Raw genomic sequence first — 24953 nt, forward strand, 5'->3', positions numbered from 1 at the left:
TATTAATAGTGGTGGTTTTCGTCTTGTTAATTATTTTTTTCAAAAGCTAGTTTAATACCAAATCCAATTAGGACGACTCCTGTTAGCCCTTGAATATAACGTTGCGTCTTCGGTTTTTTCATAAAAGCACTAATTTTATCAATTAAAAATATATAAAATGCAAACCAAATGACTGTTAAAACGAGGTAAGTAAGGCCCATTACAAGAAGTTGGATAAATGTATTATGATTTGGATTTAAAAATTGTGGTAAAAAAGTTAAAAAGAAGACTGCTACTTTAGGATTTAATAAATTTGTAAGAAATCCTTGGCGAAAGCAAGAAGTATGTTCGTTTTCATTATTCAAAGATAGATCATTTGTATCTAAGTTTTCTTTGTTTCTTACTGCTAAAAGGGCTTTAATACCGATATATATTAAATAGAGAGCCCCAACGTACTTGAAAATAGAAAATAAAAGAGCTGACTTTACAATAAGTGCAGAAAGACCAATTACAGCAGCTAAAGTATGAATTAATAGTGCAATACATGTACCAAACACTGTTTTCACTCCACCGACTTTACCAGCAACCAATGTATTTTTCGTAGCCATTGCTGTATCTGGACCAGGTAAAATGATGAGGCAAATAGACATAATGATGAAAAGAAGATAATTTTCTATCATAGCCGTCCCTCCTTTTTATTTTTAGAATATTTGATTAAAATCAGTGTAGCACAAAAATGGATTTAATAAAATTAAATTTTATTAAAAATAATTAAATAAAAAAGACTATATAGTAGCTCTAATTACACTACTATATAGCCTCGATTTTATACCGCTATTTGCGGGTAGTAAGATTTTCACCGCACAAGATTTAGCTGAAGAAAAGAAGTTAGGTGGGGGATGAACAAAACCTCCCCTCATGACAATTTCATTTTATGCATTAAGTAAGTTAAAGAAACGATTCACATCTTCTTCTGAAACGTCACTTAACTGTTTATATTTATAATTCGGATTTTGATCTTTATCAACGACAACGGAGCGTACTCCCTCGAAGAAATCTTCATGTCTCATGAAATTTTTAGCAAGTATAAGGTCCGTAGCGAAACATTCTTCAACGGATTTATCTTTTCCATCAATAAACTGTTTTAATGTTACTTTTAGTGAAATAGGGGATTTTGATAACAGTGTTTCTTTCGTTTTTAGAGCAAAGGAACTTTCATCTTTCTCCAATGAATGGATGATTTCTTCAATTGTATCGAAAGCAAAATGTGAATTGATTACTTCTAATGAAGGAGCAAGCTCGCTTTCTAAGTTTGGAGCAGTTGCAAATGTACGAATAACTTCTTTTAAATTAGTATGTACATCATCTTCTTTATGCCAATTTACACTTTCAAGTTCAGTAAGAAACTCTGGTAATGAATCAGATGTCATAAAGTAATCAGCAGCATTAATAAATAATACGTCAGAAGCTTTTAAAATAGATGCTGTTAAAGCAACGAATCGTCCTGTATATCCAGGCGCTTTATTTAAGAAATATGCAGCTCCGACGTCTGGGAAGAAGCCGATATTCATCTCTGGCATTGCCCATTTCGTACGCTCAGTTACAATGCGATACTTCGCACCATTTGTAAGACCGACACCACCGCCCATTACAATTCCATCTAAACAAGCAATAATCGGTTTTGTATATTGATAAATATATGTATCAATTTCATACTCTTCTTCAAAAAAACGTTCTGCATGTTGCAATGCCACTTCATTGGAACGCGCTTCATAAAGAGTTTTAATGTCGCCGCCTGCACAAAAACCTTTTGTGCCAGCTCCTTTTAACACGATAAGTGCAATACGCTCATCGTGTTCCCACTCTTTAAGTTTTTGTCCGATAGGTTGTAACATGTCATAAGATAAAGAATTAAGTGCTTTTGGACGGTTTAAAGTAATTGTCGCAACGCCGTTTTCACTAACAGAAAATAAAACTTGTTCAGTCATAATGCATCCTCCCTTACATATCTTCTTATTCTTAATTCTTGATATGTACTGAAATGTCCTTTATAAATTTTGTCAAAAGTTGACGGTAAATATTAATTTGGTCACTGCATATTTTGACGAGTTATCTTTGCAGGATTTCAGAGACTGAGGGGGAATATTACAACATTACTGTAAGTGTAATTATTTGAAGTTATAATGATAAAAGCGCTATTATATAGGTGTGAAATGTTCATTATCAATTTTAAAAGTGTGTTTGAAGAAAAAATAAATCGTACAATTGTAATAAAAAATTTTACACTGAATTAGAAATAGAGAAAGGAGAAATCGGAATGCCAGGACCTTTACTATTGTCGGTTATTATTTTGTCTTTTTTAATGATAGGAATAACGCAGTATTTTCATCATACAGATACGACAGAAGAAGTGAAGGATAAAGTACGTCTCGTATTTCCGATTTTTATAATATCTATTTCATTCTGTATTTTATTAAATAAAGATGGCTACATTGTCGCAGTGTTCTCATTTTTCGTCGCAATCGTCTTAATTACCGTTTTATATTATGTAATGAAAGACTTTATACAAAAATAAAGATGTCACAATAGGCATTTTTATTTTGGGGAAAATATAAAATTTCACATACCGTATTTTATATAAAATACATAAAGCATATAACAATAGAAAAGTGTGTACTTTGCTGTGTATGTACTTGTCAATCTTGCATAGCCACTATACTATTAAAATGTAGAGATTATAAAAAGGGGTTGTATCTATCATGAAATTTGAGATGCACACAAAAATTATTTCAAATGAAAAAGAAGTAAGATTACATATTGAAGAAAATATATTTCAATTAATATTGGATGGTTATCACTTATTTACAGTTCAAGAAATATTGCCTTTATATAAATCAAATGAAGAAAGAATTGGAAGTGCAACGATATTGAAGCTAGAGTGGGAGAACGGAAAAACTACAATAAACTATCAACTCGTTTCACTAAAATCAGTAAATTAAAAGGAGTAGAAAAATATGAAGTTATTTCATACAGCGGATTGGCATTTAGGAAAGCTTGTTCATGGCGTGTATATGACTGAAGACCAAAAGATTGTATTAGATCAGTTTGTACAGGCTGTTGAAGAAGAAAAACCAGATGCTGTAATTATTGCAGGGGATTTATATGACCGAGCAATTCCACCTACAGAAGCAGTAGACTTATTAAATGATGTGCTGCAAAAAATAGTTATTGATTTACAAACACCAGTTATTGCAGTAGCTGGTAATCATGATAGTCCGGATCGTATCCATTTTGGAAGTAGTTTAATGAAAAAACAAGGATTACATATTGTAGGTCAATTTCAATTCCCGTACGAACCTGTTGTACTAAATGATGAATATGGAGAGGTTCACTTCCATCTAATACCGTATGCAGACCCAAGCATAGTGAGGCACGTGTTGAAAAATGAAGACGTACGTTCTCATGATGATGCGATGCGCATTTTTATGAATGAGCTCTCTGAAACGATGGATAAAGAAGCTAGACATGTATTTGTTGGACATGCATTTGTAACTTCTTCAGGAGAAGCGGAGGAGAATACAAGTGATGCAGAACGACCACTTTCAATTGGTGGTGCTGAATATGTAAATAGTCATTATTTTGATAAGTTTCATTACACAGCGCTTGGACATTTACATCAAGCGCATTTCGTACGTAATGAGACGATTCGATATTCAGGTTCACCACTTGCCTATTCAATTTCTGAAGAGAAACATAAAAAAGGTTATTACATTGTAGAACTGAATGAAACTGGTGAAGTAGCAATTGAAAAAAGGTTACTTTCACCACGTCGTAAAATGCGAACAGTAGAAGCGAAAATAGATGAATTATTACAGCACCCAGTAAGTGAAGATTACGTATTTGTAAAATTATTAGACGAAAACCCTGTCTTACAGCCAATGGAGAAAATACGATCTGTATATCCAAATGCAATGCACGTTGAAAGAGCGATGCAAAGGCGAGAACTCACAGATACAAATGAAGTAACGGTTTCAAGACATAAAACGGATGATTTATCTCTTTTAAAGGCTTTCTATAAAGAAATGAAAGGGTTAGATTTATCAGAAGAGAAAGAACGCCTATTTATAGATGTATTACAAACAGTGCAAGAACGGGAAGGTGAACGAGGATGAGACCGATTCAGCTTATTATGACAGCATTCGGGCCATATAAACAGAAAGAAGTAATCGATTTTGAAGATCTTGGAGAACATCGTATTTTCGCTATTTCTGGGAATACGGGAGCTGGAAAAACAACGATTTTTGATGCGATTTGTTATGTGTTATATGGTGAGGCTAGTGGAGAAGAACGTAGTGATACGAGCATGCTTCGAAGTCAATTTGCTGATGATAATGTTTATACAAGTGTTGAATTAACCTTTCAGTTAAAAGGGAAACGCTATGAAATAAAACGACAACTTGGACATAAAAAACAAGGGAATAAGACCATTACAGGACATGCAGTAGAATTATATGAAGTTATTGATGGAGAAAACGTTCCAGCCGTCGATCGTTTTCATGTAACAGACGTAAACAAAAAAGTGGAAGATTTAATTGGGTTAAGTAAACATCAATTTAGCCAAATTGTTATGTTACCCCAAGGGGAATTCCGAAAACTATTAACATCTGAGACGGAAAACAAAGAAGAGATTTTACGTCGTATTTTTAAAACGGATCGTTATAAATTAATGCGTGAGTTACTTGATCAAAAGAGAAAACAATGGAAAGATGTCTTGCAAGAAAAACAAAAAGAGAGAGAGCTCTATTTCCGTAATGTTTTTAAATTACCAATCCGTGATGGAGCATTATTAGAGACATTAGTGGCACAAGAACATGTAAATACGCATCAAGTAGTAGAAGCGTTAGAACAAGAAACAACCGTGTATAAAGCAGAGGTTGAGCAATTACAAGTAGAACAAGATGTTCAAACGAAGCAATTAAAGGATGCAGAAACACGTTTTCATGCAGCAAAATCTATAAATGAGAAATTTATAGATTTACAACAAAAGAATGAGAAATATAACACTTTACAAGAGAACCGTGCAGCAATTGAAAGGAAAGAAAAATCCTTTAAACGTGCGGAACAAGCAAAGCGCTTATTACCATTTGAACAATGGTATGAAGAAGCGATGGAAAATGAGCAGAAAGTTGAAAGTTTGTTAAAACAGATAATTGTCAAACAAGAACAGATAATGAACAGCTTTGAACTTGCTAAGGAGAAGTATGAAGTAGTAAAGAATAAAGAAGCTGAACGAGAAGAGGCTAAAAAACTTGTTCAAAGATTAGAAGAGTTACAAGCAATCATTGAATCATTAGCTGAGAGAAAGCTGAATTTACAAAATGCCGAAATTCAAATAGGGAAATTAAAAGAAAGTATGCAAAAGTTAGATCAACAACTAGAAGAGCATACAAACCAAAAACAGAGAATGTCTGATGAATTGCAGCAATTAGAACAAGCACTTGAGCAATATGTAGCTAAAGTAGAAGAACTAACGAATATGCGAGAAGATGCAAAAGTTTTAAAGCAAGCATATGATGTTTGGCAAGAAAAACAAAAATTCGAGCAAGAAAAAGAAGCGGCAACTAATAAAATGCAAGTGGCAGTTCGTGCATATGAAAACATGGAGCGCCGCTGGTTAAGTGAACAAGCTGGTATATTAGCTCTTCATTTACATGACGGTGAATCTTGTCCGGTATGTGGTAGTACGAATCATCCGCAAAAAGCTACAGAGCAAAGTAATGCGATCGATGAAAAAGAGTTAAACGATTTAAGAGATAAGAAGAACATTGCTGAAAAATTACATGTGCAAGTAGAGGAGAAATGGAATTTCTATCGACTACAATATGAACAAGTGATAGAAGAAGTTGTGAAGCGCGGCTACAATTCGGAAAAATTAGCTGAAACATATAGTGCACTTGTTCAAAAAGGAAAACAATTAGCTGCAGACGTGAATACGTTAAAAGCAAGTGAAGAAACACGTAAGCAGATTGCTGCGAACATGAAAAGCGTAGAAGAAAAAATAGAAGAACTTCAGAAACAAAAACGAGAAGTGGAAACAATGCAGCACCGTACAGAAATGGAGTGTATGCAACTTCGTACGTCATATGAACATGATAAACGAAATATTCCAGAAAACTTACAAACAGTACAAGCTTGGAAAGCACAGTTTGACCAAGCTATGCAGGAACTTAGGTTAATGGAGGACGAATGGAAGAAAGTCCAGGAAGCGTATCAGCATTGGCAAAATGAAAATATACGTATTCAAGCAGAACAAAAAGGTGCTTCTAATCAATTTGAAAGTGCAAAATTAAAGAAAGAAGAGACTTTCGCACGCTTTATGAAAGAGCTAGAACAAAGTGGGTTTACAGATGAATTCACGTATAAAGAAGCCAAATTAAGCGATGCCGAGATGGAGATGTTACAAAAAGAAATTCAAGGTTATTATTCATCGCTTGAAGTGCTTGCAAAACAAATCGAAGAGTTAAACTCAGAATTAAAAGATAAAGAGTATATGGATATTACATCTTTAGGTGAACACATAAAAGAACTAGAAATTAATCTCGATATCATTAAAGAAAAACGTCAACGTGCGCAAAATGCGGTAACATATATTTCTGATTTACATGAAAACATTAGACGTATTGACGAACAAATTCACGAGGAAGAAAAAGCCTTCCAAGAACTTGTTGATTTATATGAAGTAATGAAAGGTGATAACGAAAGTCGTATATCATTTGAACGTTACATTTTAATTGAGTATTTAGAACAAATCGTTCAAATCGCAAACGAACGACTACGTAAATTATCAAATGGACAATTCTATTTAAAACGAAGTGAGCGAGTTGAAAAAAGAAACCGTCAAAGTGGATTAGGCTTAGATGTGTACGATGCATACACTGGCCAAACGCGCGATGTAAAAACATTATCCGGCGGAGAGAAATTTAACGCATCACTTTGCTTAGCGCTAGGAATGGCAGATGTCATTCAAGCATATGAAGGTGGTATTTCCATCGAAACGATGTTCATCGATGAAGGGTTCGGTTCATTAGATGAAGAATCATTAACGAAAGCGGTAGACGCCTTAATTGACTTACAAAAATCAGGACGATTTATCGGTGTCATTTCACACGTTCAAGAGCTGAAAAACGCAATGCCAGCTGTATTAGAAGTAACGAAGCAGAAGGATGGGTGTAGTCAGACGCGGTTTGTGGTGAAGTAAGCTTAAAAAATGGAGTAGGGAATCTACCGATACTTTTAGTGTCATATGTATGAATAATAAAACGTCGTCTCTTCATATTGGAGGCGACGTTTTATTTTTAGTAGGCGGCGTATTCTCCAAACGATTATAAGCTTTAAAAGCTGAAATTGCTGAGATAACCCCGCCTACTAAAAATAAAGTCGATCCTCCAACTAAGATGATACGACTGACATATGTTTCCCGTGCTTCTTCGACTTCTTCTTGTAACGCTGTAGGCATATGAATCCTCCCTTTATAAAAGTTGTTTTATAAATAGTATATACAAACGCCTAAAATGTGTTAAAATAACTGATGATTTTATGCAGTGGGTAATTAGATGAGTAGGATGCGAGTGGCTAAGTAAATCTTCATCACAAATTTATGTGAACTTCACATAGAGCACATATTAACATTGTATTATGTATATGTATCAAATAAATAAATAAAGTAAATGTAAGTTCTGTTTTCAAAAATTTAAAATCCTTTTATTTCTATATGAAAGTTTTAATCAAGGGTTTTAAAAAATTTGGAAATAGATCTTATGAATATGGAATTCATATAAAAGGGGAATGTCTTATGACAACATATACGAGTGAAATGAGAAAAACTTTAGTTTCAGAAGAAGATGTAGATATTTTAAAAATTATGGCGCATCCAATCCGACTGCAAATTGTAAATGAATTAAGTACGAGAAAAACTTGTAATGTAACACAATTAACAGAGTTACTGAATATTCCGCAATCTACTGTTTCACAACATCTATCAAAAATGAAGGGTAAAGTGTTACGAGCAGAGAGAAGAGGTTTAGAAATTTATTATCATATTAACAATTTAAAAGCGAGTAAGATTGTTAATGTTTTAGGGTATATAAACTAGTGAAATATTTTTATATAAAATAGCCCCTGCTGTTGAGCAGGGGCTATTTTGTGTTGTTTTATGTATTTGTATTTAAAACTTTATAGTTTTTATGATTTACAATTGTTCGATCAAATTCAAAAGTACCACCGCTTACATTTGTAATTTCAACTAAGACCGATTCAGTATAAAGTTTTAATACAGATCCTGTAATCTTTAAATTATTTCGTTGAAAAAGTATAGTATCCCCTACGTTTGCTTTCATAGTACCTCCTCATTAAAGACAGAAATATTTTTTTATTATATATATTAAACCACGGATAGATATATTAGTGAATATTTAGTTTTATTTATTGGAAAAAAATTTGTTCTCTAATTGAAGAGTATAAAGTACTCCTGTGTTAAAAGTTATATTTTATTTAAGTTTATCCCGCTATTTGCTGGGCAGTAAGACCCCCGCCTCAAAATTCAGTGGAAGCAAAGAAGTTAGGCGAGGGCTGATTAAAGTTTCACTGTATTATAAGCAAAGTAAATTGTTTTCAGCATTAGCGAAACTAAATACTGCAGAGAAACAAATTATTCAAAAGACAGACACTATGTAGCACAAAACGTAAAGTAGATAAGTAAAGTTTTTTTCAGGAGTATAAGAAAAATATACGTTTATTAATAAGATCTCTAATTGGTAAAATTCCAATTAAAAACATAGAAAAACTTTAATATAAAAAGGTAATCAATTACAAATGTAGAAGTAATATATACGAAAGGAAAGATTTATATGTCTAAAGGGAAAAAACAAGTTAGTCAACTTAGTTTTCTGGTGAATTTTATGAACGACAAGGGGAGTCTTGTGAAAATTTAATAGTATTATAGTATCCCCTTGTGAAAAAATGGTTGGGGGAATATATAAATGATAACAGAAATGAATATTAAAGTAGTTTGTGAAGAATCGTTTTCAAAAAGAGAAATAAAAATTTTAGAGACGTTTCTTTCAACTTTATCGGGACATTCTAATGCTCTCGTTACAAAAGAGGGGATGTTTTTAAACCCATTAAGTAAAGAGAAGAGTGTGATTTATTATCACAACTTTGTATTTGTAAAATCACTTACAGAACAAATGTGTGCAGAATTAAAAGAAGTTTTAACAAGACGTATTAAAAATGCTTTCATTATGATGGAATTTGTAGAGCCAATTGTTACATTTGAAGAAACAATTATAAACGTATAAAGAAAGTCAGGCTTATGAATTGACCCAATAAAACCGTCTCTTTAATAAATAGTAAAGAGACGGTTTTATTGTTTCACTTTTTAAAAAGGGTTCAAAAACAAATGTAAATCGAGCTTATACAAAAACTACTTATTAAATAACTGTTACGTATTTAATAAGTAGTTTTTGTATTTCATCCTTCGTTTTTTGTAACTGATTCTACGTTTTTGACGCTCCGCCTTGTAAGTGCTTACATAAACGAAAACATCTTATACAATGAAGGTGTCAAATCAAAAGAGGTGACCAAAATGAACATAAAAAAAGTAAATTTAGCGAATAGCATTGAAATAGAAAGAGGAGGCGGAAAGGTATGAAAAAATCAACTGTTAATCCATGGCTTGTTGTCCTTGGCACAGTTATAGTACAAATGGGGCTTGGGACGATATATACATGGAGTTTATTCAATCAGCCTTTAGTTAGTAAATACGGTTGGAGTCTTAACGCTGTTGCGATAACTTTCTCAATTACTAGTCTTTCTTTAGCATTTTCAACTTTATTTGCGAGTAAATTGCAAGAAAAATGGGGACTTCGTAAACTTATTATGATAGCTGGATTAGCATTAGGACTAGGATTAATACTTAGCTCACAAGCATCCTCATTAATATTACTTTATGTACTAGCGGGAGTTGTTGTAGGTTATGCAGATGGTACAGCATATATCACTTCACTATCAAATTTAATAAAGTGGTTTCCAGAGCGTAAAGGTTTAATTGCTGGTATTTCTGTCTCTGCATATGGTTCAGGTAGCTTAATCTTTAAATACGTTAACGCACAGTTGATTGAATCAGTTGGTGTATCGCAAGCATTTATATACTGGGGTTTAATTGTTACAGCTATGATTGTAATTGGTGCTTGTTTAATCCATCAAGCTGCAGATCAAGGAGCAGTTCATGAAACAAAAACTAAGGAATACACAACGAAAGAAATGTTAGGCACAAAACAAGTATACTTATTATTTATCATGTTATTTACATCATGTATGAGTGGCTTATACTTAATTGGTATGGTAAAAGACATTGGTGTTCAACTTGTAGGACTTAGCGCAGCAACAGCAGCTAATGCGGTGGCTATGGTTGCAATCTTCAATACATTAGGTCGTATCATTTTAGGACCATTATCGGATAAAATTGGGCGTTTAAAAATCGTTACTGGTACTTTTGTTGTTATGGCGAGTTCAGTCTTAGTTCTAAGTTTTGTAGATTTAAATTATGGTATTTACTTCGTATGTGTAGCAAGTGTAGCGTTTTGCTTTGGTGGAAATATCACTATTTTCCCAGCTATTGTTGGTGATTTCTTCGGTATGAAAAACCATAGTAAGAACTACGGAATTGTGTATCAAGGATTTGGATTTGGGGCGCTTGCAGGTTCCTTTATCGGTGCACTTCTAGGTGGATTCAAACCAACGTTCATGGTGATCGGTGTATTATGTGTCGTGTCATTCATTATCGCAATTTTAATTCAAGCACCTAAACAGAAAAAAGAAAAAGAAGAAGAGTATCGCAGCGTAGCATAAGTATATAAATCTTCTATAACAATATGATTACGAAAAAGCATCCTATTCTATTAATTAGGATGCTTTTTTATGAGTTATTTTAACAAGGTTAAATTACTTTTGTGATTTTCATAGATGTAAAAGTGAGTGAAATGCCGATTTGGATTATATTGAAATATAATAAATCGATACATCGTATTCGAAATATATATTAAATCTTAAATGACAAAAAAGACATTCATTAGTATTTGTAAGATATATTTTCAGAAAAATATTGAGAAAATATATACTTGAGTTTTTCATAAAGCATTTTAAATGAACGTATCTCTAGTTTAGCTTCTTCAATTTTAAAAAGAGGACTTTGAATTTTATTTATAATATAAGTACTTTTAATGCGTTTACATATGATTTTATTAAGAAGCATTAAAATACTTTATCTGAAAAATAAAAAAAGATTGACAAGTTTATTGAGAAACATTATCATTTCGGTGTAAGATAGTAAATGAAAAACATTATCAATAAAATGGATTTTAAAGTAATGCGCACTTGACCAGTTAGTTTAGTAAGTGTATTATTTTTTACGACACAACTGATAATGAAAATCAATATCATTCATGTCACTTAATGAAATTAATGTTTATGTGAAAGGATAGAGAAAATGAACTTAGGGGAATTTGATGGGCAAACAGTTTTAGTAACAGGTGCAGCACAAGGCATAGGCAGTGTTGTTGCCAAAATGTTTTTAGAAAGAGGAGCCACAGTTATTGCGGTTGATCAAAATGAAGAGGGGTTAAATGTACTCTTAAATCAAAATGAATTAAATAAAACACGTATGAAAACGTTTCGTTTAGATGTGAGTAATAGCGCTGCTGTTGAAGACATGGTAAATCATATTGCAAATGAAATAGCGCCAATAGATATTTTAATAAATGTTGCAGGGGTTTTACGTATGGGACCAATTCATTCGTTAAGTGATGAAGATTGGAATAAAACATTCTCTGTAAATACTACAGGGGTTTTCAATATGTCCCGAGCGGTAAGTAAAAATATGATGTTAAGAAAATCAGGGGCAATTGTTACAGTCGGTTCAAATGCGGCAAATACGCCGAGAATGGAGATGGCTGCGTATGCTGCGTCAAAGGCTGCAACGACGATGTTTATGAAATGTTTAGGACTAGAGCTTGCGGCATACAATATACGCTGCAACTTAGTTTCTCCAGGTTCTACTGAAACTGAGATGCAAAGATTACTATGGGCTGATGAGAATGGAGCTAAAAATATAATTGCTGGTTCTCAAAATACATATAGACTCGGAATTCCATTACAAAAAATTGCACAACCTTCAGAAGTTGCTGAAGCCGTGTTATTTTTAGCCTCAGATAGAGCAAGTCATATTACAATGCACAATTTATGTGTCGATGGCGGTGCTACGTTAGGAGTTTAATAAAAATTCAGGAGGTTATTATATTATGAATGAACATATAGCTGTAAAGGAATTGTCAGAAAAACTTTTAGAAGATTATAAGACTGAATCTTCATTCTTTTTCGCTTCACCAACTCGAACTATATTAGCAGAAGGAGAGTTTACTACAGTAAAGCATCGTGAAATTGAAAATTTCCCAGAGCTTGTGCAAGCGACATTAAGTAATGCGAAACAAGCTGGAAATCCAAATCCTATCGTTGTGGGTGCTTTGCCATTTGATCGTAGAAAAGAAGTCCAACTTATCGTACCAGAATATAGTAGGATTTCTGAGCGTTTACAATTGGATACAACAAATCAGCTTGAAACAAATGAGAACGTAACATTTGAAATGACGCCAATGCCAGACCCTGAAGTTTATATGAATGGTGTGAAGCAAGGAATTAAAAAAATACAGGACGGTGATTTAAAGAAAATCGTTCTATCCAGATCGTTAGATGTTAAATCTTCCGAAAAGATTGATAAGCAAAAACTTCTGCGAGAATTAGCAGAACATAATAAGCATGGTTATACATTTGCTGTGAATTTACCGAAAGATGAAAAAGAGAACAGTAAGACGCTAATTGGAGCAAGTCCTGAATTACTTGTTTCACGTAATGGTATGCAAGTTATTTCTAATCCGTTAGCTGGTTCAAGGCCACGTAGTGAGGACCCAGTAGAAGATAAAAGAAGAGCAGAGGAATTACTTTCTTCTCCAAAAGATTTACATGAACATGCGGTAGTAGTTGAAGCGGTTGCCGCTGCACTTCGTCCGTATTGTCATACATTACATGTTCCAGAAAAGCCATCAGTTATTCATAGTGAAGCGATGTGGCATTTGTCTACAGAAGTGAAAGGTGAACTGAAGGATCCAAATACTTCTTCTTTACAATTAGCAATTGCCCTTCATCCTACGCCAGCAGTTTGCGGAACTCCGATGGAAAAAGCAAGAGAGGCTATACAGCATATTGAGCCATTTGACCGCGAGTTCTTTACAGGAATGCTAGGATGGAGCGATTTAAATGGAGATGGAGAATGGATTGTTACAATTCGTTGTGCTGAAGTACAAGAAAATACACTGCGTTTATATGCAGGAGCTGGAGTTGTTGCTGAGTCAAAACCAGAAGATGAGTTAGCAGAAACATCAGCTAAGTTCCAAACAATGCTAAAAGCTTTAGGGCTAAGAGATAGTTCACTTAATGAAAAATAGGGGGAAGAAAGAATGCTAGTAGGTTATACAGAATGGCCAAAAGAATTTGCCGATCGTTACCGAGAAGAAGGATGTTGGCTTGGTGAAACATTTGGAGGAGTGTTAAGAGAGCGGGCTGAGAAATATGGAGATCAAATCGCGGTTGTAAGTGGTAAGAAGCATATAACATATAGTGAACTTAATAAAAAGGTAGATCGTTTAGCAGCAGGTTTACTAAATTTAGGAATAAAGAAAGAGGACAGAGTTGTAATCCAGTTACCTAACATTATCGAGTTTTTCGAAATATGTTTTGCACTATTTCGAATTGGAGCGCTTCCTGTCTTTGCACTGCCGTCACATCGAAGCAGTGAAATTAGTTATTTTTGTGATTTTGGCGAGGCGAGCGCTTACGTTATTTCAGATAAGGCTCTCGGTTTTGATTATCGAAAACTAGCAAGAGAAGTGAAAGAGAAAGTGCCAACTTTACAACATGTAATTGTAGTGGGAGAAGAAGAAGAGTTTGTGAACATAAATGATCTGTATATGGATCCCGTCTCATTACCAGAAGTTCAGCCAAGTGATGTTGCGTTTCTCCAATTATCAGGAGGCACAACAGGTCTTTCTAAATTAATTCCTAGAACACATGATGACTATATTTATAGTTTACGTGTTAGCGCTGAAATTTGTAATTTGAATGCAGAAAGCGTCTATATGGCAGTTCTTCCAGTAGCACACAATTACCCAATGAGTTCTCCAGGGACATTTGGAACTTTCTATGCGGGTGGAAAAGTGGTATTGGCAACTGGTGGTAGTCCAGATGAGGCCTTTGCTCTTATTGAAAAAGAAAAAGTTACAATTACAGCGCTCGTTCCGCCATTAGCAATGATTTGGCTTGATGCTGCATCTTCTCGTAATGCCGATTTATCGAGCTTAGAGGTTATTCAAGTAGGTGGTGCTAAGTTTAGCGCTGAGGTTGCAAGACGTATACGCCCTACATTTGGATGTACGTTACAGCAAGTATTCGGTATGGCGGAAGGATTAGTGAACTATACAAGATTAGACGATCCGGAAAAAATTATTATTCATACACAAGGTAGACCAATGTCTGCACTCGATGAAGTACGAGTTGTTGATGAAAATGACAACGATGTACAACCGGGCGAAGTAGGTAGTTTATTAACACGAGGTCCATATACAATTCGTGGTTACTATAAAGCCGAAGAGCATAATGCACGATCATTTACAAAGGATGGGTTTTATCGCACAGGTGATCTTGTAAAAGTAAATGAACAAGGATACATCATTGTAGAAGGAAGAGATAAAGATCAAATTAACCGTGGTGGTGAGAAAGTTGCTGCGGAAGAAGTTGAAAATCATCTATTAGCACACGATGCGATCCATGACGTAGCAATCGTATCTATGCCTGACGATTATTTAGGTGAACGCACCTGTGCTTTTGTTATAGTTCGCGGACAAGTTCCGGCAGTAAGTGAATTAAAAATGTTTTTAAGAGAACGTGGTATAGCGGCTTATAAAATTCCAGATCGAATTGAATTTATTGAAGCATTCCCGCAAACAGGAGTCGGAAAAGTCAGCAAAAAAGAACTACGTAAAGTCATTGCTGAAAAGCTTATTACAGTAAAACAATAATAAAAATCGGAAGGAAGTGATTAGATGGCTATCCCATCTATTTCAGTATATAAAATGCCAATTGAATCAGAACTACCAAAAAATAAAGTGAATTGGACACCAGATCCGAAACGTGCAGTACTTTTAATTCATGACATGCAAGAATACTTTCTTGATGCATATAGCGATAAAGAATCACCAAAAGTAGAACTTATTTCAAATATTAAAATGATAAGAGAAAAATGTAAGGAACTTGGTATACCAGTTGTTTATACAGCACAACCTGGTGGGCAAACGTTAGAACAACGAGGTTTATTACAAGACTTTTGGGGTGACGGTATACCTGCTGGACCAGATAAAAAGAAAATTGTTGATGAACTTACTCCTGATGAGGATGATATATTCATAACAAAATGGAGATATAGTGCATTTAAAAAGACAAATCTATTAGAAATTTTAAATGAACAAGGAAGAGATCAACTCATTATTTGCGGTATTTATGCGCATATTGGCTGTCTTTTAACAGCTTGTGAAGCATTTATGGATGGTATAGAGCCGTTCTTTGTAGCAGATGCAGTTGCTGATTTTTCACTAGAGCATCATAAACAAGCATTGGAGTATGCATCTAATAGATGTGCAGTAACGACATCAACAAACCTACTGTTAAACGATTTACAAAGTGTAAAAGATGATGAGAGTGAAGGAATCACTATACAGGAAGTGCATGAACTAGTTGCACAACTACTTCGTGAGCCAGTAGAGAGTATTGATATTGATGAGGACTTATTAAATAGAGGGCTTGATTCGGTCAGAATTATGAGTTTAGTAGAGAAGTGGCGTCGTGAAGGGAAAGAAATCACTTTTGCAGATTTAGCAGAACATCCAACTGTTGCAGGTTGGTACAGTTTACTATCTTCACAAACAGCACAGGTGCTGTAACAAATAGACTACATAATAAAGGGGTAGTAAAGAATGCCTAACAGTCAAAAGATTCGTCATTCGTTATCATCTGCGCAGTCTGGTATGTGGTTTGCGCAACAATTAGATCCGCTTAATCCAATTTATAATACTGGGGAATATGTAGAAATAAACGGAAATATTCATCAAGACATTTTTGAATTAGCTGTACGTAAAGTTGTAATGGAAACAGAAGCACTTCATGTTCGCTTCGAAGAGGATGAAATTGGCCCATGGCAAGTTATTGAAGAATCACAGTTTCATATGCATTTTATTGACGTTCGTAAAGAAGAAAATCCTGAAGAAGCTGCTAAAGTATGGATGAAAAATGATTTATCTATACCAGTCAATTTGAAAAAAGATACATTATTTACTGAAGCACTTATTCAAGTTGAAAATAATCGTTTCTTTTGGTATCAGCGCATCCATCACATTGTGATGGATGGCTATGGATTTTCACTTCTTAGCCAAAAGGTAGCGAATGAGTATACATCACTTATAGAAGAAACAAACAAGAATGAAAAACCATTTGGTTCTCTTGCAAAAGTCGTGCAAGAAGATATTGAGTATCGTGAGTCTAAACAATTTCAGGAAGATCGTATTTTTTGGTTAGAAAAGTATGCAGATGAACCAGAAGTTGTAAGTTTGGCAGAACGAGCACCGAGAACATCAAATGGATTTTCACGAGAAACAGCTTATTTATCTAGTTCTAGCACGAAAACTTTACTAGAAGATATCAATATTTCGTTAACAAGTTGGCCGGAATTCATTGTCGCTATAACAAGTATTTATATGCATAAATTAACAGGTGAAAATGATATTGTTTTAGGTTTACCGATGATGGGACGTCTAGGTTCTGTATCTATTCATACACCAAGTATGGTAATGAATTTAGTTCCACTTCGTATTACAGTAACTCCAAATATAACTCTTGCAGAATTATTGCAACAAGTTTCTAAAGAAATCCGAGATGTACGTCGCCATTATAAATACCGTCATGAGGAATTAAGAAGAGACTTAAAGTTACTAGGTGAAAATCAAAGGTTGTTTGGACCGTTAGTGAATGTTATGCCTTTTGATTACGGGCTTAACTTTGCTGGAAATCGTGGTATTACGCATAACTTATCAGCAGGACCTGTCGATGATTTATCAATAAATGTATATAAACGTTTTGATCAAAATGAGCTAATGATTCATTTTGATGCGAATCCCGAAGTATATAATGGCGCGGAGCTAGCATTGCATAAAGAAAGATTTATGAATCTATTTGAATTAGTAGTAAATAATTATGAGAAAAACGAGTCGATTGGAAAAATAAACATTACTCTGCCTGAAGAAAATCATAAAGTTTTATTGGAATGGAATGAAACGAAGGAAGACGATGAGTTAATCAGTCTGCCTATATCATTTGAAAAACAAGTGCAAAAAAATCCCAATAAACTAGCGATTACTTGTGACGGTGTAAACCTTACGTATAAAGAGCTAAATGAACGAGCGAATGAACTAGCACATTATTTAGTAGAAGAAGGAATACGACCAAACCAGTTTGTAGCTTTAGTATTCCCTAGATCAATAGAAATGGTAGTTAGTATGCTAGCAGTCTTAAAGGCTGGTGCAGCGTATTTACCAATAGATCCAGAATACCCAGCAGATAGAGTTACTTATATAGTAAATGATGCAAAACCAGTTTGTATCATAACACATTCATCTGTTTCATCTAAGTTAGTTATAGAAAAGGATATGAAAAAAATTGTATTAGATGACGAAGAAACGAAACTAGCGTTACATACATATTCTCGTATGAATATAGCATGTAAGAATGATGTATCACTGTTAAACCCAGCCTATACAATATATACTTCAGGCTCAACAGGAAACCCAAAAGGTGTAATTGTTCCTATGAGAGGTTTAAGTAACTTTTTAATGGCTATGCAACAAAAGTTTTCATTAAATGAAAATGATCATTTATTAGCAGTTACAACGTTTGCATTTGATATTTCTGCACTAGAAATTTATTTACCTCTTATTAGTGGTGCAAGTTTAACAATTGCGCAAAAAGAAGACATACAAGAGCCTTCTGCATTAACGACACTTTTACATGAAGAAAGAGTGACCATTATGCAGGCTACACCGACGCTTTGGCAGGCGTTAGTAACTGATTATCCAGAGAAGCTACAAGGGCTAAGCATACTTGTTGGTGGTGAAGCTCTTCCAGCGCATTTAGCAAATAAATTACGAGAATTAGGTTGCTCAATAACTAATTTATATGGACCAACTGAAACGACGATTTGGTCTACTTTCATGAACATTGATGAAGGTGAAAAGGGTATACCTCCTATTGGAAAACCAATTTGCAATACAGAAGTGTATGTATTGGATGCAGGGTTACAACCAGTTCCACCTGGAGCTATTGGTGAATTATATATTGCAGGGGAAGGACTTGCAAGCGGATATTTAGGAAAACCTGAGTTAACAGCTGAACGGTTTGTTGCAAATCCTTATGGAGAATCAGGGAAGCGCATGTACCGTACAGGAGATCTTGTGAAATGGCGTAGTGATGGTGCGTTAGAGTACATTAGTCGCGCAGATCATCAAATTAAAATTCGTGGATTCCGAATTGAATTAGCTGAAATTGAAACGGTATTACAACGACATAAAAATATTCAACAAGCGGTAGTAATGGTACGAGAAGATCATGCAAATGATAAACGCATCATTGCGTATATCGTTGCAGAAGAAAAGGAACCGATTAATCTTTCAGAAATTCGTTCTTATGTTTCAGAAAGTTTAGCGAATTACATGATACCATCAGCATTTGTTGTGCTAGAAGAATTACCATTAACGCCAAATGGTAAGGTGGATAGAAAGAAATTACCTGCTCCTGATTTTAATGGAATGAACAATGAGAGAGTTGCTAGAAATCCGAAAGAAGAAATATTATGTGATTTATTTGCAGAAGTACTTGGTGTCTCTCGAATTAGCATTGATGATAATTTCTTTGAAATGGGTGGACATTCACTTCTCGCATCTCGTTTAATGGCTAGAATTCGTGAAACGTTAAGTGTGGAATTAGGAATTGGGAAACTATTTGAATCACCAACTGTTGCCGAACTGGCGAAACAATTAAACCATGCAAAAAGCGCAAGACCAGCTATTCAGAAAGCAAGTAGGCCAAATGAAGTTCCACTTTCATTTGCACAGCGCAGGTTATGGTTCTTAAATTGTTTAGAAGGTCCAAGTCCTACTTATAATATTCCGCTAGTCATTCGTATGAATGGAATATTGAATCGGGAAGCATTACAAGGTGCTTTTTATGATGTAGTTGAGAAACATGAAACACTTAGAACAATTTTCCCTAACGTATTAGGTAGTTCCTATCAGAAAATTTTAGATATGGAAAACTTAAATCTAGAAATGGTTATAACTAATACATGTAAAGATGAATTAGAAAGTGTACTTTCAGAGGCGGTAAGATATAGCTTTAACCTCGATTTTGAGCCGGCAGTTCGTTTACAACTTTTTACAGTGAGTGAAAACGAACATGTATTATTAATTCTATTACATCATATTGTAGGTGATGGCTGGTCATTACAGCCGTTAACGAGAGATTTTACAGCGGCGTATAAAGCGCGATGTCAAGGGGACAGAATTCAGCTGGAGTCACTTCCAGTTCAATACGCAGATTATGCACTTTGGCAACAGCAATTGCTAGGTGATGAAACGACACCAGAGAGTCTTATTTCAACACAATTAGATTTTTGGAAAGAAGAACTTAAAGGTTTACCAGACCAAATGGAGTTACCTACAGATTTCCAGCGTCCAATTGAGACGAGTTACCGCGGGGAAACAATTCATTTTCATATAGATGAAGGTATGCATAGTAGGTTAGTAGAGCTTGCACGTGAGAATGGAGTTAGTTTGTTTATGGTATTGCAAGCAGGGCTTAGTGCACTATTTACAAGATTAGGTGCAGGCACTGATATACCCATTGGAAGTCCGATTGCTGGAAGAAATGATGATGTACTTTCAGATATTGTTGGTTTATTTGTAAATACATTAGTGTTACGTACAAATACTTCAGGAGATCCAAGTTTTAAAGAATTATTAAATAGAGTGAAGCAGGTAAACCTTGCAGCTTATGAAAATCAAGATGTTCCATTTGAAAGGCTTGTTGAAGTATTAAATCCAGTACGTACTCGAAACAGCCACCCGTTGTTTCAAGTTATGTTAGCTTTTCAAAATACACCAGAAGCAACGTTTCATGTACCAGATTTAGAAGCGAGCCTTGAAATTCAAAGCGTCGGTTCTGCAAAATTTGATTTAACATTTGAAATTAGTGAGAATAACGGAGTTGATGGTACTCCGAACGGTTTACATGGATTACTAGAGTTTAGTACCGATTTATATAAACGTGAAACGGTTCAAAAACTAATAGAACGATTCATTTTGTTATTAGATGATGCAGCTACAAATCCGGATCGATCAATTGGCACATTAGAAATATTAGCTGTAGCAGAGAAAAATACAGTGTTAGAAAAGTGGAATGGTGGTTTTCAAATTGCACCAGAAATGACATTGCCACAATTGTTTGAAAAGCAGGTTCATATAAATCCAAATTCTATTGCTGTTGTCTTTGAAGATAAGAAATTAACTTATGAAGAGTTAAATAGAAAAGCAAATAAAATAGCTCGATTCCTAATAGCAAAAGGGATTGGTCCTGATCAACTCGTTGCTTTAGCGATGCCAAGATCATTAAACATGGTTGTAAGCTTATTAGCTGTTCTTAAAGCTGGTGCTGGATACCTTCCGTTAGATCCAGATTACCCAGCAGACCGTATTTCATTTATGCTACACGATGCGAAACCATCACGTGTTTTAACGAATTCAGAAGTGGAAATTGAATGTGATGAGGCACTAAAAGTTTTAGTTGATGATGTGAAAGTACTAGCAGAAGTTGAGAAATATAGTGAAGAAAATATTGATGAAGTGGAACGAATTAAGCCATTATCTCCATCACATATTGCTTACGTTATTTATACGTCAGGCTCAACGGGTAGACCGAAAGGCGTTATGATACCTCATCAAAATGTAGTAAGACTTTTAGGAGCAACTGATCATTGGTTCCAGTTTGACGGAAACGATGTTTGGACGATGTTCCATTCATACGCTTTTGATTTCTCGGTTTGGGAAATTTGGGGACCTTTATTATACGGAGGGCGTTTAGTTGTAGTTCCACATACTGTAAGTCGCTCGCCGAAAGAATTTTTACAGCTTCTTGTTAAAGAAAAGGTTACGGTTTTAAACCAAACTCCATCAGCGTTCTATCAATTGATGCAAGCAGATCGTGAAAATGAAGAGATCGGCCAAAAATTATCTTTACGATATGTTGTTTTTGGAGGAGAAGCACTTGAGCTAAGTCGCTTAGAAGATTGGTATAGTCGACATCCTCATAACGCACCAAAGCTTATTAATATGTACGGTATTACGGAGACGACAGTGCATGTTAGTTATATTGAATTAGATGAAACTATCGTCTCTTTACGAGCAAATAGTTTAATTGGGTACAGTATACCTGACCTTAAAGTGTATGTGTTAGACAACTATTTACAACCAGTCCCACCTGGAGTAGTTGGAGAAATGTATGTTGCAGGTGCAGGACTTGCGCGTGGATATTTAGGAAGAGCAGGATTAACGGCTGAACGCTTTATCGCAGATCCATTTAGCAAGCCAGGTACAAGAATGTATCGTACAGGAGACTTAGCTCGCTGGCGTAATGATGGGACGCTAGATTATATAGGACGTGCAGATCATCAAATCAAAATTCGTGGATTCCGAATTGAATTAGGAGAAATAGAAGCAGTCATAATGAAGCACCCTAAAGTTGAGCAAGTAGCCGTTATTGTACGTGAAGATCAACCAGGGGATAAACGGTTAGTTTCTTATATCGTTGCATCAAATAATGAAGCAATTGATACGAATGAAATGCGTCAGTTTGCTAGTGGTAGTTTACCAGATTATATGGTTCCATACGCTTTTGTAGTAGTAAATGAGTTACCTTTAACTCCAAACGGTAAATTAGATAGAAAGGCATTGCCAGCTCCAGAATTTATCGCATCATCTTCTAGTCGTGGTCCAAGAACACCGCAAGAAGAAATGTTATGTGACTTGTTTACAGAAGTGCTAAGTGTACCTCAAATTGGAATTGATGACGGATTCTTTGATCTTGGTGGTCATTCACTCCTTGCAGTGCAGCTTATGAGCCGCATGAAAGAGGCGCTTGGAGTGGAACTAAACATTGGTACTTTATTTGCAGCACCGACTGTTGCAGGGTTAGCTGAAAGACTTGAGATGGGGAATGGTCAAAGTGCACTTGATGTGTTGCTTCCATTACGAGCAAGCGGGGATCCATTACCACTATTTTGTGTACATCCAGCAGGTGGATTAAGTTGGTGCTATGCAGGACTTATGAAATCTTTAGGAACAGATTATCCAATCTATGGTGTACAAGCACGTGGTATTGCTAAAAATGAAGAACTTCCAAAAAGTTTAGAGGAGATGGCGGCGGATTACTTGAAACATGTTCGTGAAGTACAGCCTTATGGACCATATCGTTTATTAGGTTGGTCGCTTGGAGGAAATGTTGTGCATGCAATGGCGGCGCAACTACAAAATGAAGGGGAAGAAGTAGAATTACTCGTTATGCTTGATTCTTATCCTGGACACTTCTTACCAAATACGGAAGCGCCTACTGAAGAGGAAGCGTTAATTGCATTACTTGCTTTAGGCGGATATGATCCAGATAACATGGATGGTAAACCCCTTACAATGGAAAGTGCAGTTGAAATCCTTCGTAAAGATGGAAGTGCATTAGCAAGTCTTGAAGAAGAGACTATATTGAACTTGAAAGAAACATATGTAAATTCAGTAGGGTTGTTAGGGAAATATGTACCGAAAGTTTATAACGGAGATATCTTATTCTTTAGATCTACTGTTATACCAGACTGGTTTGATCCTATTTCTCCAAATACGTGGCTAAATTATTTAGACGGGCAAATTGTGCAGCACGATATTGATTGTAGACATAAAGATCTATGTCAGCCAGGTCCACTTACGGAAATTGGGCAAGTATTAGCGAAATATTTGCAGAATAAGAAAGGGGTAAGTAGAGTATGACGAATCCATTTGAAAATGATAATTACACATATAAAGTATTAATAAATGAGGAGGGCCAGTATTCTCTCTGGCCTGCTTTTCTCGATGTACCTATTGGCTGGAATGTCGTATATGAAGAAGCTAGTAGGCAGAGCTGCTTAGAATATGTTGAATATAACTGGAAAGATTTGAATCCACAAGGTAATCAAGTTCGCGAAAAAACATTAGTAGGAAAACGATAATGAAAGAAAAACTAAATCCAAAAGTAGTTGTAAGTATCGTTTATATAACTGCGATGTTTATGGCTGCGATGGACGCAACGATTGTAAATGTAGCACTGCAAACGATAAGTAGGGAACTACAAGTACCTGCATCTGCAATGGGGACGGTGAATGTTGGGTATTTAGTTAGTTTAGCTGTTTTCCTTCCGATTTCTGGTTGGTTAGGAGATCGTTTTGGTACGAAAAGAGTATTTTTAATTGCTCTTTTCGTATTTACAATTGCCTCTGCTTTATGCGGAATGGCTAACGATATTACTTCATTGAATATTTTCCGTATCATTCAAGGTGCTGGTGGAGGGCTTTTAACACCGGTCGGAATGGCGATGTTATTCCGAACATTTTCACCAGAGGAAAGACCGAAGATTTCCCGGTTCATTGTACTGCCAATTGCTGTAGCACCAGCAGTTGGTCCTATCATCGGTGGTTTCTTTGTAGATCAAATGTCTTGGCGTTGGGTATTTTATATTAATCTACCGTTTGGAATCGTTGCATTGCTCTTTGGACTTCTATTTTTAGCAGAGCATGTTGAAAAATCAGCTGGTCGCTTTGATTCGCTCGGCTTTATTTTATCAGCACCAGGATTTGCGATGCTCATATATGCACTCAGCCAGGGACCGTCAAAAGGATGGATTTCTCCAGAAATTATGAGTACCGGGGTAGCTGGGGGTGTATTCATTACGTTGTTTATAATCGTAGAACTGAAAGTAAAGCAACCGATGTTAGATTTACGCTTATTAAAAGAACCAGTCTTTAGAAAGATGAGCCTTATATCATTATTTTCATCAGCCGGTTTATTAGGAATGTTATTTGTTTTTCCACTTATGTATCAAAATGTGATAGGAGTTTCCGCGCTAGAATCAGGACTTACGACATTTCCAGAGGCGATTGGATTAATGATTTCTTCACAAATTGTGCCATGGTCATATAAGAAATTAGGAGCTCGAAAGGTAATTTCTATTGGATTAATATGTACGGCGGTTATATTTGTTTTATTGAGTTTTGTAAATCACGATACGAATCCGTGGCAAATCCGCGCATTATTGTTTGGTATCGGTATTTTCTTAGGTCAATCTGTCGGTGCGGTTCAATTTTCTGCCTTTAACAATATCACGCCGCCTTCTATGGGGAGAGCTACTACTATATTCAATGTGCAAAATCGACTAGGTTCAGCAATAGGAGTAGCTGTTTTAGCTAGTATACTAGCCGGTTTTGGAAGTAATAACGTTCAATTCGATTTTTTACCATATCAAGCAGCACTAATTGGATCAGCAATATTTTTGCTCATAGCACTACTATTTTCTTTACGTATTTCCGATAAAGAGGTAATGTCAAAGAAGAAAGAAAAAACATTATCTGTATCAGAAAAAGAGAAAGTACTTGTCAATGAATAACAATATACGCATGCTTTCTTATGAAAATT

General features: G+C 35.2%; 18 protein-coding genes. 14 read left to right on the forward strand and 4 right to left on the reverse strand.

Annotated elements, in window-relative coordinates:
- Nucleotides 1-26: 26 nt before the first annotated feature.
- Together V6946_RS11750 and V6946_RS11755 are read right to left on the reverse strand one after the other, a co-directional pair.
- Nucleotides 27-659 (reverse strand): LysE family translocator, encoded by a 633-nt coding sequence (locus tag V6946_RS11750; protein ID WP_000572360.1) that lies wholly within the window; start codon nucleotides 657-659, stop codon nucleotides 27-29.
- 252 nt (nucleotides 660-911) lie between these two features.
- Entirely contained in the window at nucleotides 912-1967 is a 1056-nt protein-coding gene (locus V6946_RS11755; protein WP_000139776.1) for an enoyl-CoA hydratase/isomerase family protein, read from the reverse strand.
- A gap of 329 nt (nucleotides 1968-2296) precedes the next feature.
- On the opposite strand from V6946_RS11755, the gene V6946_RS11760 reads away from it, so the two are divergent.
- The 4 genes from V6946_RS11760 (at nucleotide 2297) to V6946_RS11775 (ending at nucleotide 7237) form a co-directional block, all read left to right on the forward strand.
- Complete coding sequence (locus tag V6946_RS11760) at nucleotides 2297-2554, forward strand: hypothetical protein (protein ID WP_001119404.1); 258 nt, start codon at nucleotides 2297-2299, stop codon at nucleotides 2552-2554.
- A gap of 184 nt (nucleotides 2555-2738) precedes the next feature.
- Nucleotides 2739-2978, forward strand: a complete 240-nt coding sequence (locus V6946_RS11765; protein WP_000667346.1) for a DUF2584 family protein — start codon at nucleotides 2739-2741, stop codon at nucleotides 2976-2978.
- A gap of 15 nt (nucleotides 2979-2993) precedes the next feature.
- On the forward strand, nucleotides 2994-4151 hold the full coding sequence (locus V6946_RS11770) for an exonuclease SbcCD subunit D (RefSeq protein WP_000765153.1): 1158 nt from the start codon (nucleotides 2994-2996) through the stop codon (nucleotides 4149-4151).
- Nucleotides 4148-7237, forward strand: coding sequence for an AAA family ATPase (locus V6946_RS11775; RefSeq protein WP_016122458.1), 3090 nt, complete (start codon nucleotides 4148-4150; stop codon nucleotides 7235-7237). Before V6946_RS11770 ends, V6946_RS11775 begins: the two co-directional genes overlap by 4 nt.
- Before the next feature lie 72 nt (nucleotides 7238-7309).
- Here V6946_RS11775 and V6946_RS11780 read toward each other — a convergent pair whose 3' ends face one another.
- The gene (locus V6946_RS11780; RefSeq protein ID WP_366981830.1) at nucleotides 7310-7495 is read right to left on the reverse strand and encodes a hypothetical protein; all 186 of its coding nucleotides are present in this window, start codon (nucleotides 7493-7495) and stop codon (nucleotides 7310-7312) included.
- Nucleotides 7496-7831: 336 nt separating this feature from the next.
- Here V6946_RS11780 and V6946_RS11785 point away from each other — a divergent pair, with 336 nt between their 5' ends.
- Nucleotides 7832-8131, forward strand: a complete 300-nt coding sequence (locus V6946_RS11785; protein WP_000214801.1) for a helix-turn-helix transcriptional regulator — start codon at nucleotides 7832-7834, stop codon at nucleotides 8129-8131.
- 58 nt (nucleotides 8132-8189) lie between these two features.
- On the opposite strand, the gene V6946_RS11790 is transcribed toward V6946_RS11785, so the two are convergent.
- Entirely contained in the window at nucleotides 8190-8375 is a 186-nt protein-coding gene (locus V6946_RS11790; protein ID WP_000646793.1) for a YkvS family protein, read from the reverse strand.
- Between the two features lie 642 nt (nucleotides 8376-9017).
- Here V6946_RS11790 and V6946_RS11795 point away from each other — a divergent pair.
- From V6946_RS11795 to V6946_RS11835, 9 genes are all read left to right on the forward strand, one after another.
- On the forward strand, nucleotides 9018-9335 hold the full coding sequence (locus tag V6946_RS11795) for a hypothetical protein (RefSeq protein WP_000627304.1): 318 nt from the start codon (nucleotides 9018-9020) through the stop codon (nucleotides 9333-9335).
- Between the two features lie 349 nt (nucleotides 9336-9684).
- Nucleotides 9685-10887, forward strand: a complete 1203-nt coding sequence (locus V6946_RS11800) for an OFA family MFS transporter (protein ID WP_006918566.1) — start codon at nucleotides 9685-9687, stop codon at nucleotides 10885-10887.
- 637 nt (nucleotides 10888-11524) lie between these two features.
- Nucleotides 11525-12310 carry a 2,3-dihydro-2,3-dihydroxybenzoate dehydrogenase gene (gene dhbA, locus V6946_RS11805; RefSeq protein WP_001048437.1) on the forward strand — a complete coding sequence of 262 codons (786 nt, stop codon included), beginning with the start codon at nucleotides 11525-11527 and terminating at the stop codon, nucleotides 12308-12310.
- A gap of 25 nt (nucleotides 12311-12335) precedes the next feature.
- On the forward strand, nucleotides 12336-13535 hold the full coding sequence (dhbC, locus tag V6946_RS11810; RefSeq protein ID WP_001002068.1) for an isochorismate synthase DhbC: 1200 nt from the start codon (nucleotides 12336-12338) through the stop codon (nucleotides 13533-13535).
- A 12-nt stretch (nucleotides 13536-13547) separates the two neighbouring features.
- The gene (locus tag V6946_RS11815; protein ID WP_366981831.1) at nucleotides 13548-15164 is read left to right on the forward strand and encodes a (2,3-dihydroxybenzoyl)adenylate synthase; all 1617 of its coding nucleotides are present in this window, start codon (nucleotides 13548-13550) and stop codon (nucleotides 15162-15164) included.
- A 24-nt stretch (nucleotides 15165-15188) separates the two neighbouring features.
- Nucleotides 15189-16082 (forward strand): isochorismatase family protein, encoded by an 894-nt coding sequence (locus V6946_RS11820; protein WP_006918577.1) that lies wholly within the window; start codon nucleotides 15189-15191, stop codon nucleotides 16080-16082.
- A 33-nt stretch (nucleotides 16083-16115) separates the two neighbouring features.
- On the forward strand, nucleotides 16116-23273 hold the full coding sequence (locus tag V6946_RS11825; RefSeq protein WP_366981832.1) for an amino acid adenylation domain-containing protein: 7158 nt from the start codon (nucleotides 16116-16118) through the stop codon (nucleotides 23271-23273).
- Complete coding sequence (locus V6946_RS11830; RefSeq protein WP_000184059.1) at nucleotides 23270-23494, forward strand: MbtH family protein; 225 nt, start codon at nucleotides 23270-23272, stop codon at nucleotides 23492-23494. Before V6946_RS11825 ends, V6946_RS11830 begins: the two co-directional genes overlap by 4 nt.
- Nucleotides 23494-24924: an MDR family MFS transporter gene (locus V6946_RS11835; RefSeq protein ID WP_006918579.1), complete on the forward strand. Its 1431-nt coding sequence runs from the start codon at nucleotides 23494-23496 to the stop codon at nucleotides 24922-24924. Before V6946_RS11830 ends, V6946_RS11835 begins: the two co-directional genes overlap by 1 nt.
- Nucleotides 24925-24953 lie beyond the last annotated feature (29 nt).

Origin of the sequence: Bacillus sp. PPSBB_2 (assembly GCF_045291115.1) — a bacterium.
Classification (GTDB): Bacteria; Bacillota; Bacilli; order Bacillales; family Bacillaceae_G; genus Bacillus_A; species Bacillus_A cereus.

Excerpts from the sequence above, each read along its gene's own strand:
- V6946_RS11750 (WP_000572360.1), bottom strand. The coding sequence starts at position 659 with ATGATAGAAAATTATCTTCTTTTCATCATTATGTCTATTTGCCTCATC.
- V6946_RS11755 (WP_000139776.1), bottom strand. The coding sequence starts at position 1,967 with ATGACTGAACAAGTTTTATTTTCTGTTAGTGAAAACGGCGTTGCGACA.
- V6946_RS11760 (WP_001119404.1), top strand. The coding sequence starts at position 2,297 with ATGCCAGGACCTTTACTATTGTCGGTTATTATTTTGTCTTTTTTAATG.
- V6946_RS11765 (WP_000667346.1), top strand. The coding sequence starts at position 2,739 with ATGAAATTTGAGATGCACACAAAAATTATTTCAAATGAAAAAGAAGTA.
- V6946_RS11770 (WP_000765153.1), top strand. The coding sequence starts at position 2,994 with ATGAAGTTATTTCATACAGCGGATTGGCATTTAGGAAAGCTTGTTCAT.
- V6946_RS11775 (WP_016122458.1), top strand. The coding sequence starts at position 4,148 with ATGAGACCGATTCAGCTTATTATGACAGCATTCGGGCCATATAAACAG.
- V6946_RS11780 (WP_366981830.1), bottom strand. The coding sequence starts at position 7,495 with ATGCCTACAGCGTTACAAGAAGAAGTCGAAGAAGCACGGGAAACATAT.
- V6946_RS11785 (WP_000214801.1), top strand. The coding sequence starts at position 7,832 with ATGACAACATATACGAGTGAAATGAGAAAAACTTTAGTTTCAGAAGAA.
- V6946_RS11790 (WP_000646793.1), bottom strand. The coding sequence starts at position 8,375 with ATGAAAGCAAACGTAGGGGATACTATACTTTTTCAACGAAATAATTTA.
- V6946_RS11795 (WP_000627304.1), top strand. The coding sequence starts at position 9,018 with ATGATAACAGAAATGAATATTAAAGTAGTTTGTGAAGAATCGTTTTCA.
- V6946_RS11800 (WP_006918566.1), top strand. The coding sequence starts at position 9,685 with ATGAAAAAATCAACTGTTAATCCATGGCTTGTTGTCCTTGGCACAGTT.
- dhbA (WP_001048437.1), top strand. The coding sequence starts at position 11,525 with ATGAACTTAGGGGAATTTGATGGGCAAACAGTTTTAGTAACAGGTGCA.
- dhbC (WP_001002068.1), top strand. The coding sequence starts at position 12,336 with ATGAATGAACATATAGCTGTAAAGGAATTGTCAGAAAAACTTTTAGAA.
- V6946_RS11815 (WP_366981831.1), top strand. The coding sequence starts at position 13,548 with ATGCTAGTAGGTTATACAGAATGGCCAAAAGAATTTGCCGATCGTTAC.
- V6946_RS11820 (WP_006918577.1), top strand. The coding sequence starts at position 15,189 with ATGGCTATCCCATCTATTTCAGTATATAAAATGCCAATTGAATCAGAA.
- V6946_RS11825 (WP_366981832.1), top strand. The coding sequence starts at position 16,116 with ATGCCTAACAGTCAAAAGATTCGTCATTCGTTATCATCTGCGCAGTCT.
- V6946_RS11830 (WP_000184059.1), top strand. The coding sequence starts at position 23,270 with ATGACGAATCCATTTGAAAATGATAATTACACATATAAAGTATTAATA.
- V6946_RS11835 (WP_006918579.1), top strand. The coding sequence starts at position 23,494 with ATGAAAGAAAAACTAAATCCAAAAGTAGTTGTAAGTATCGTTTATATA.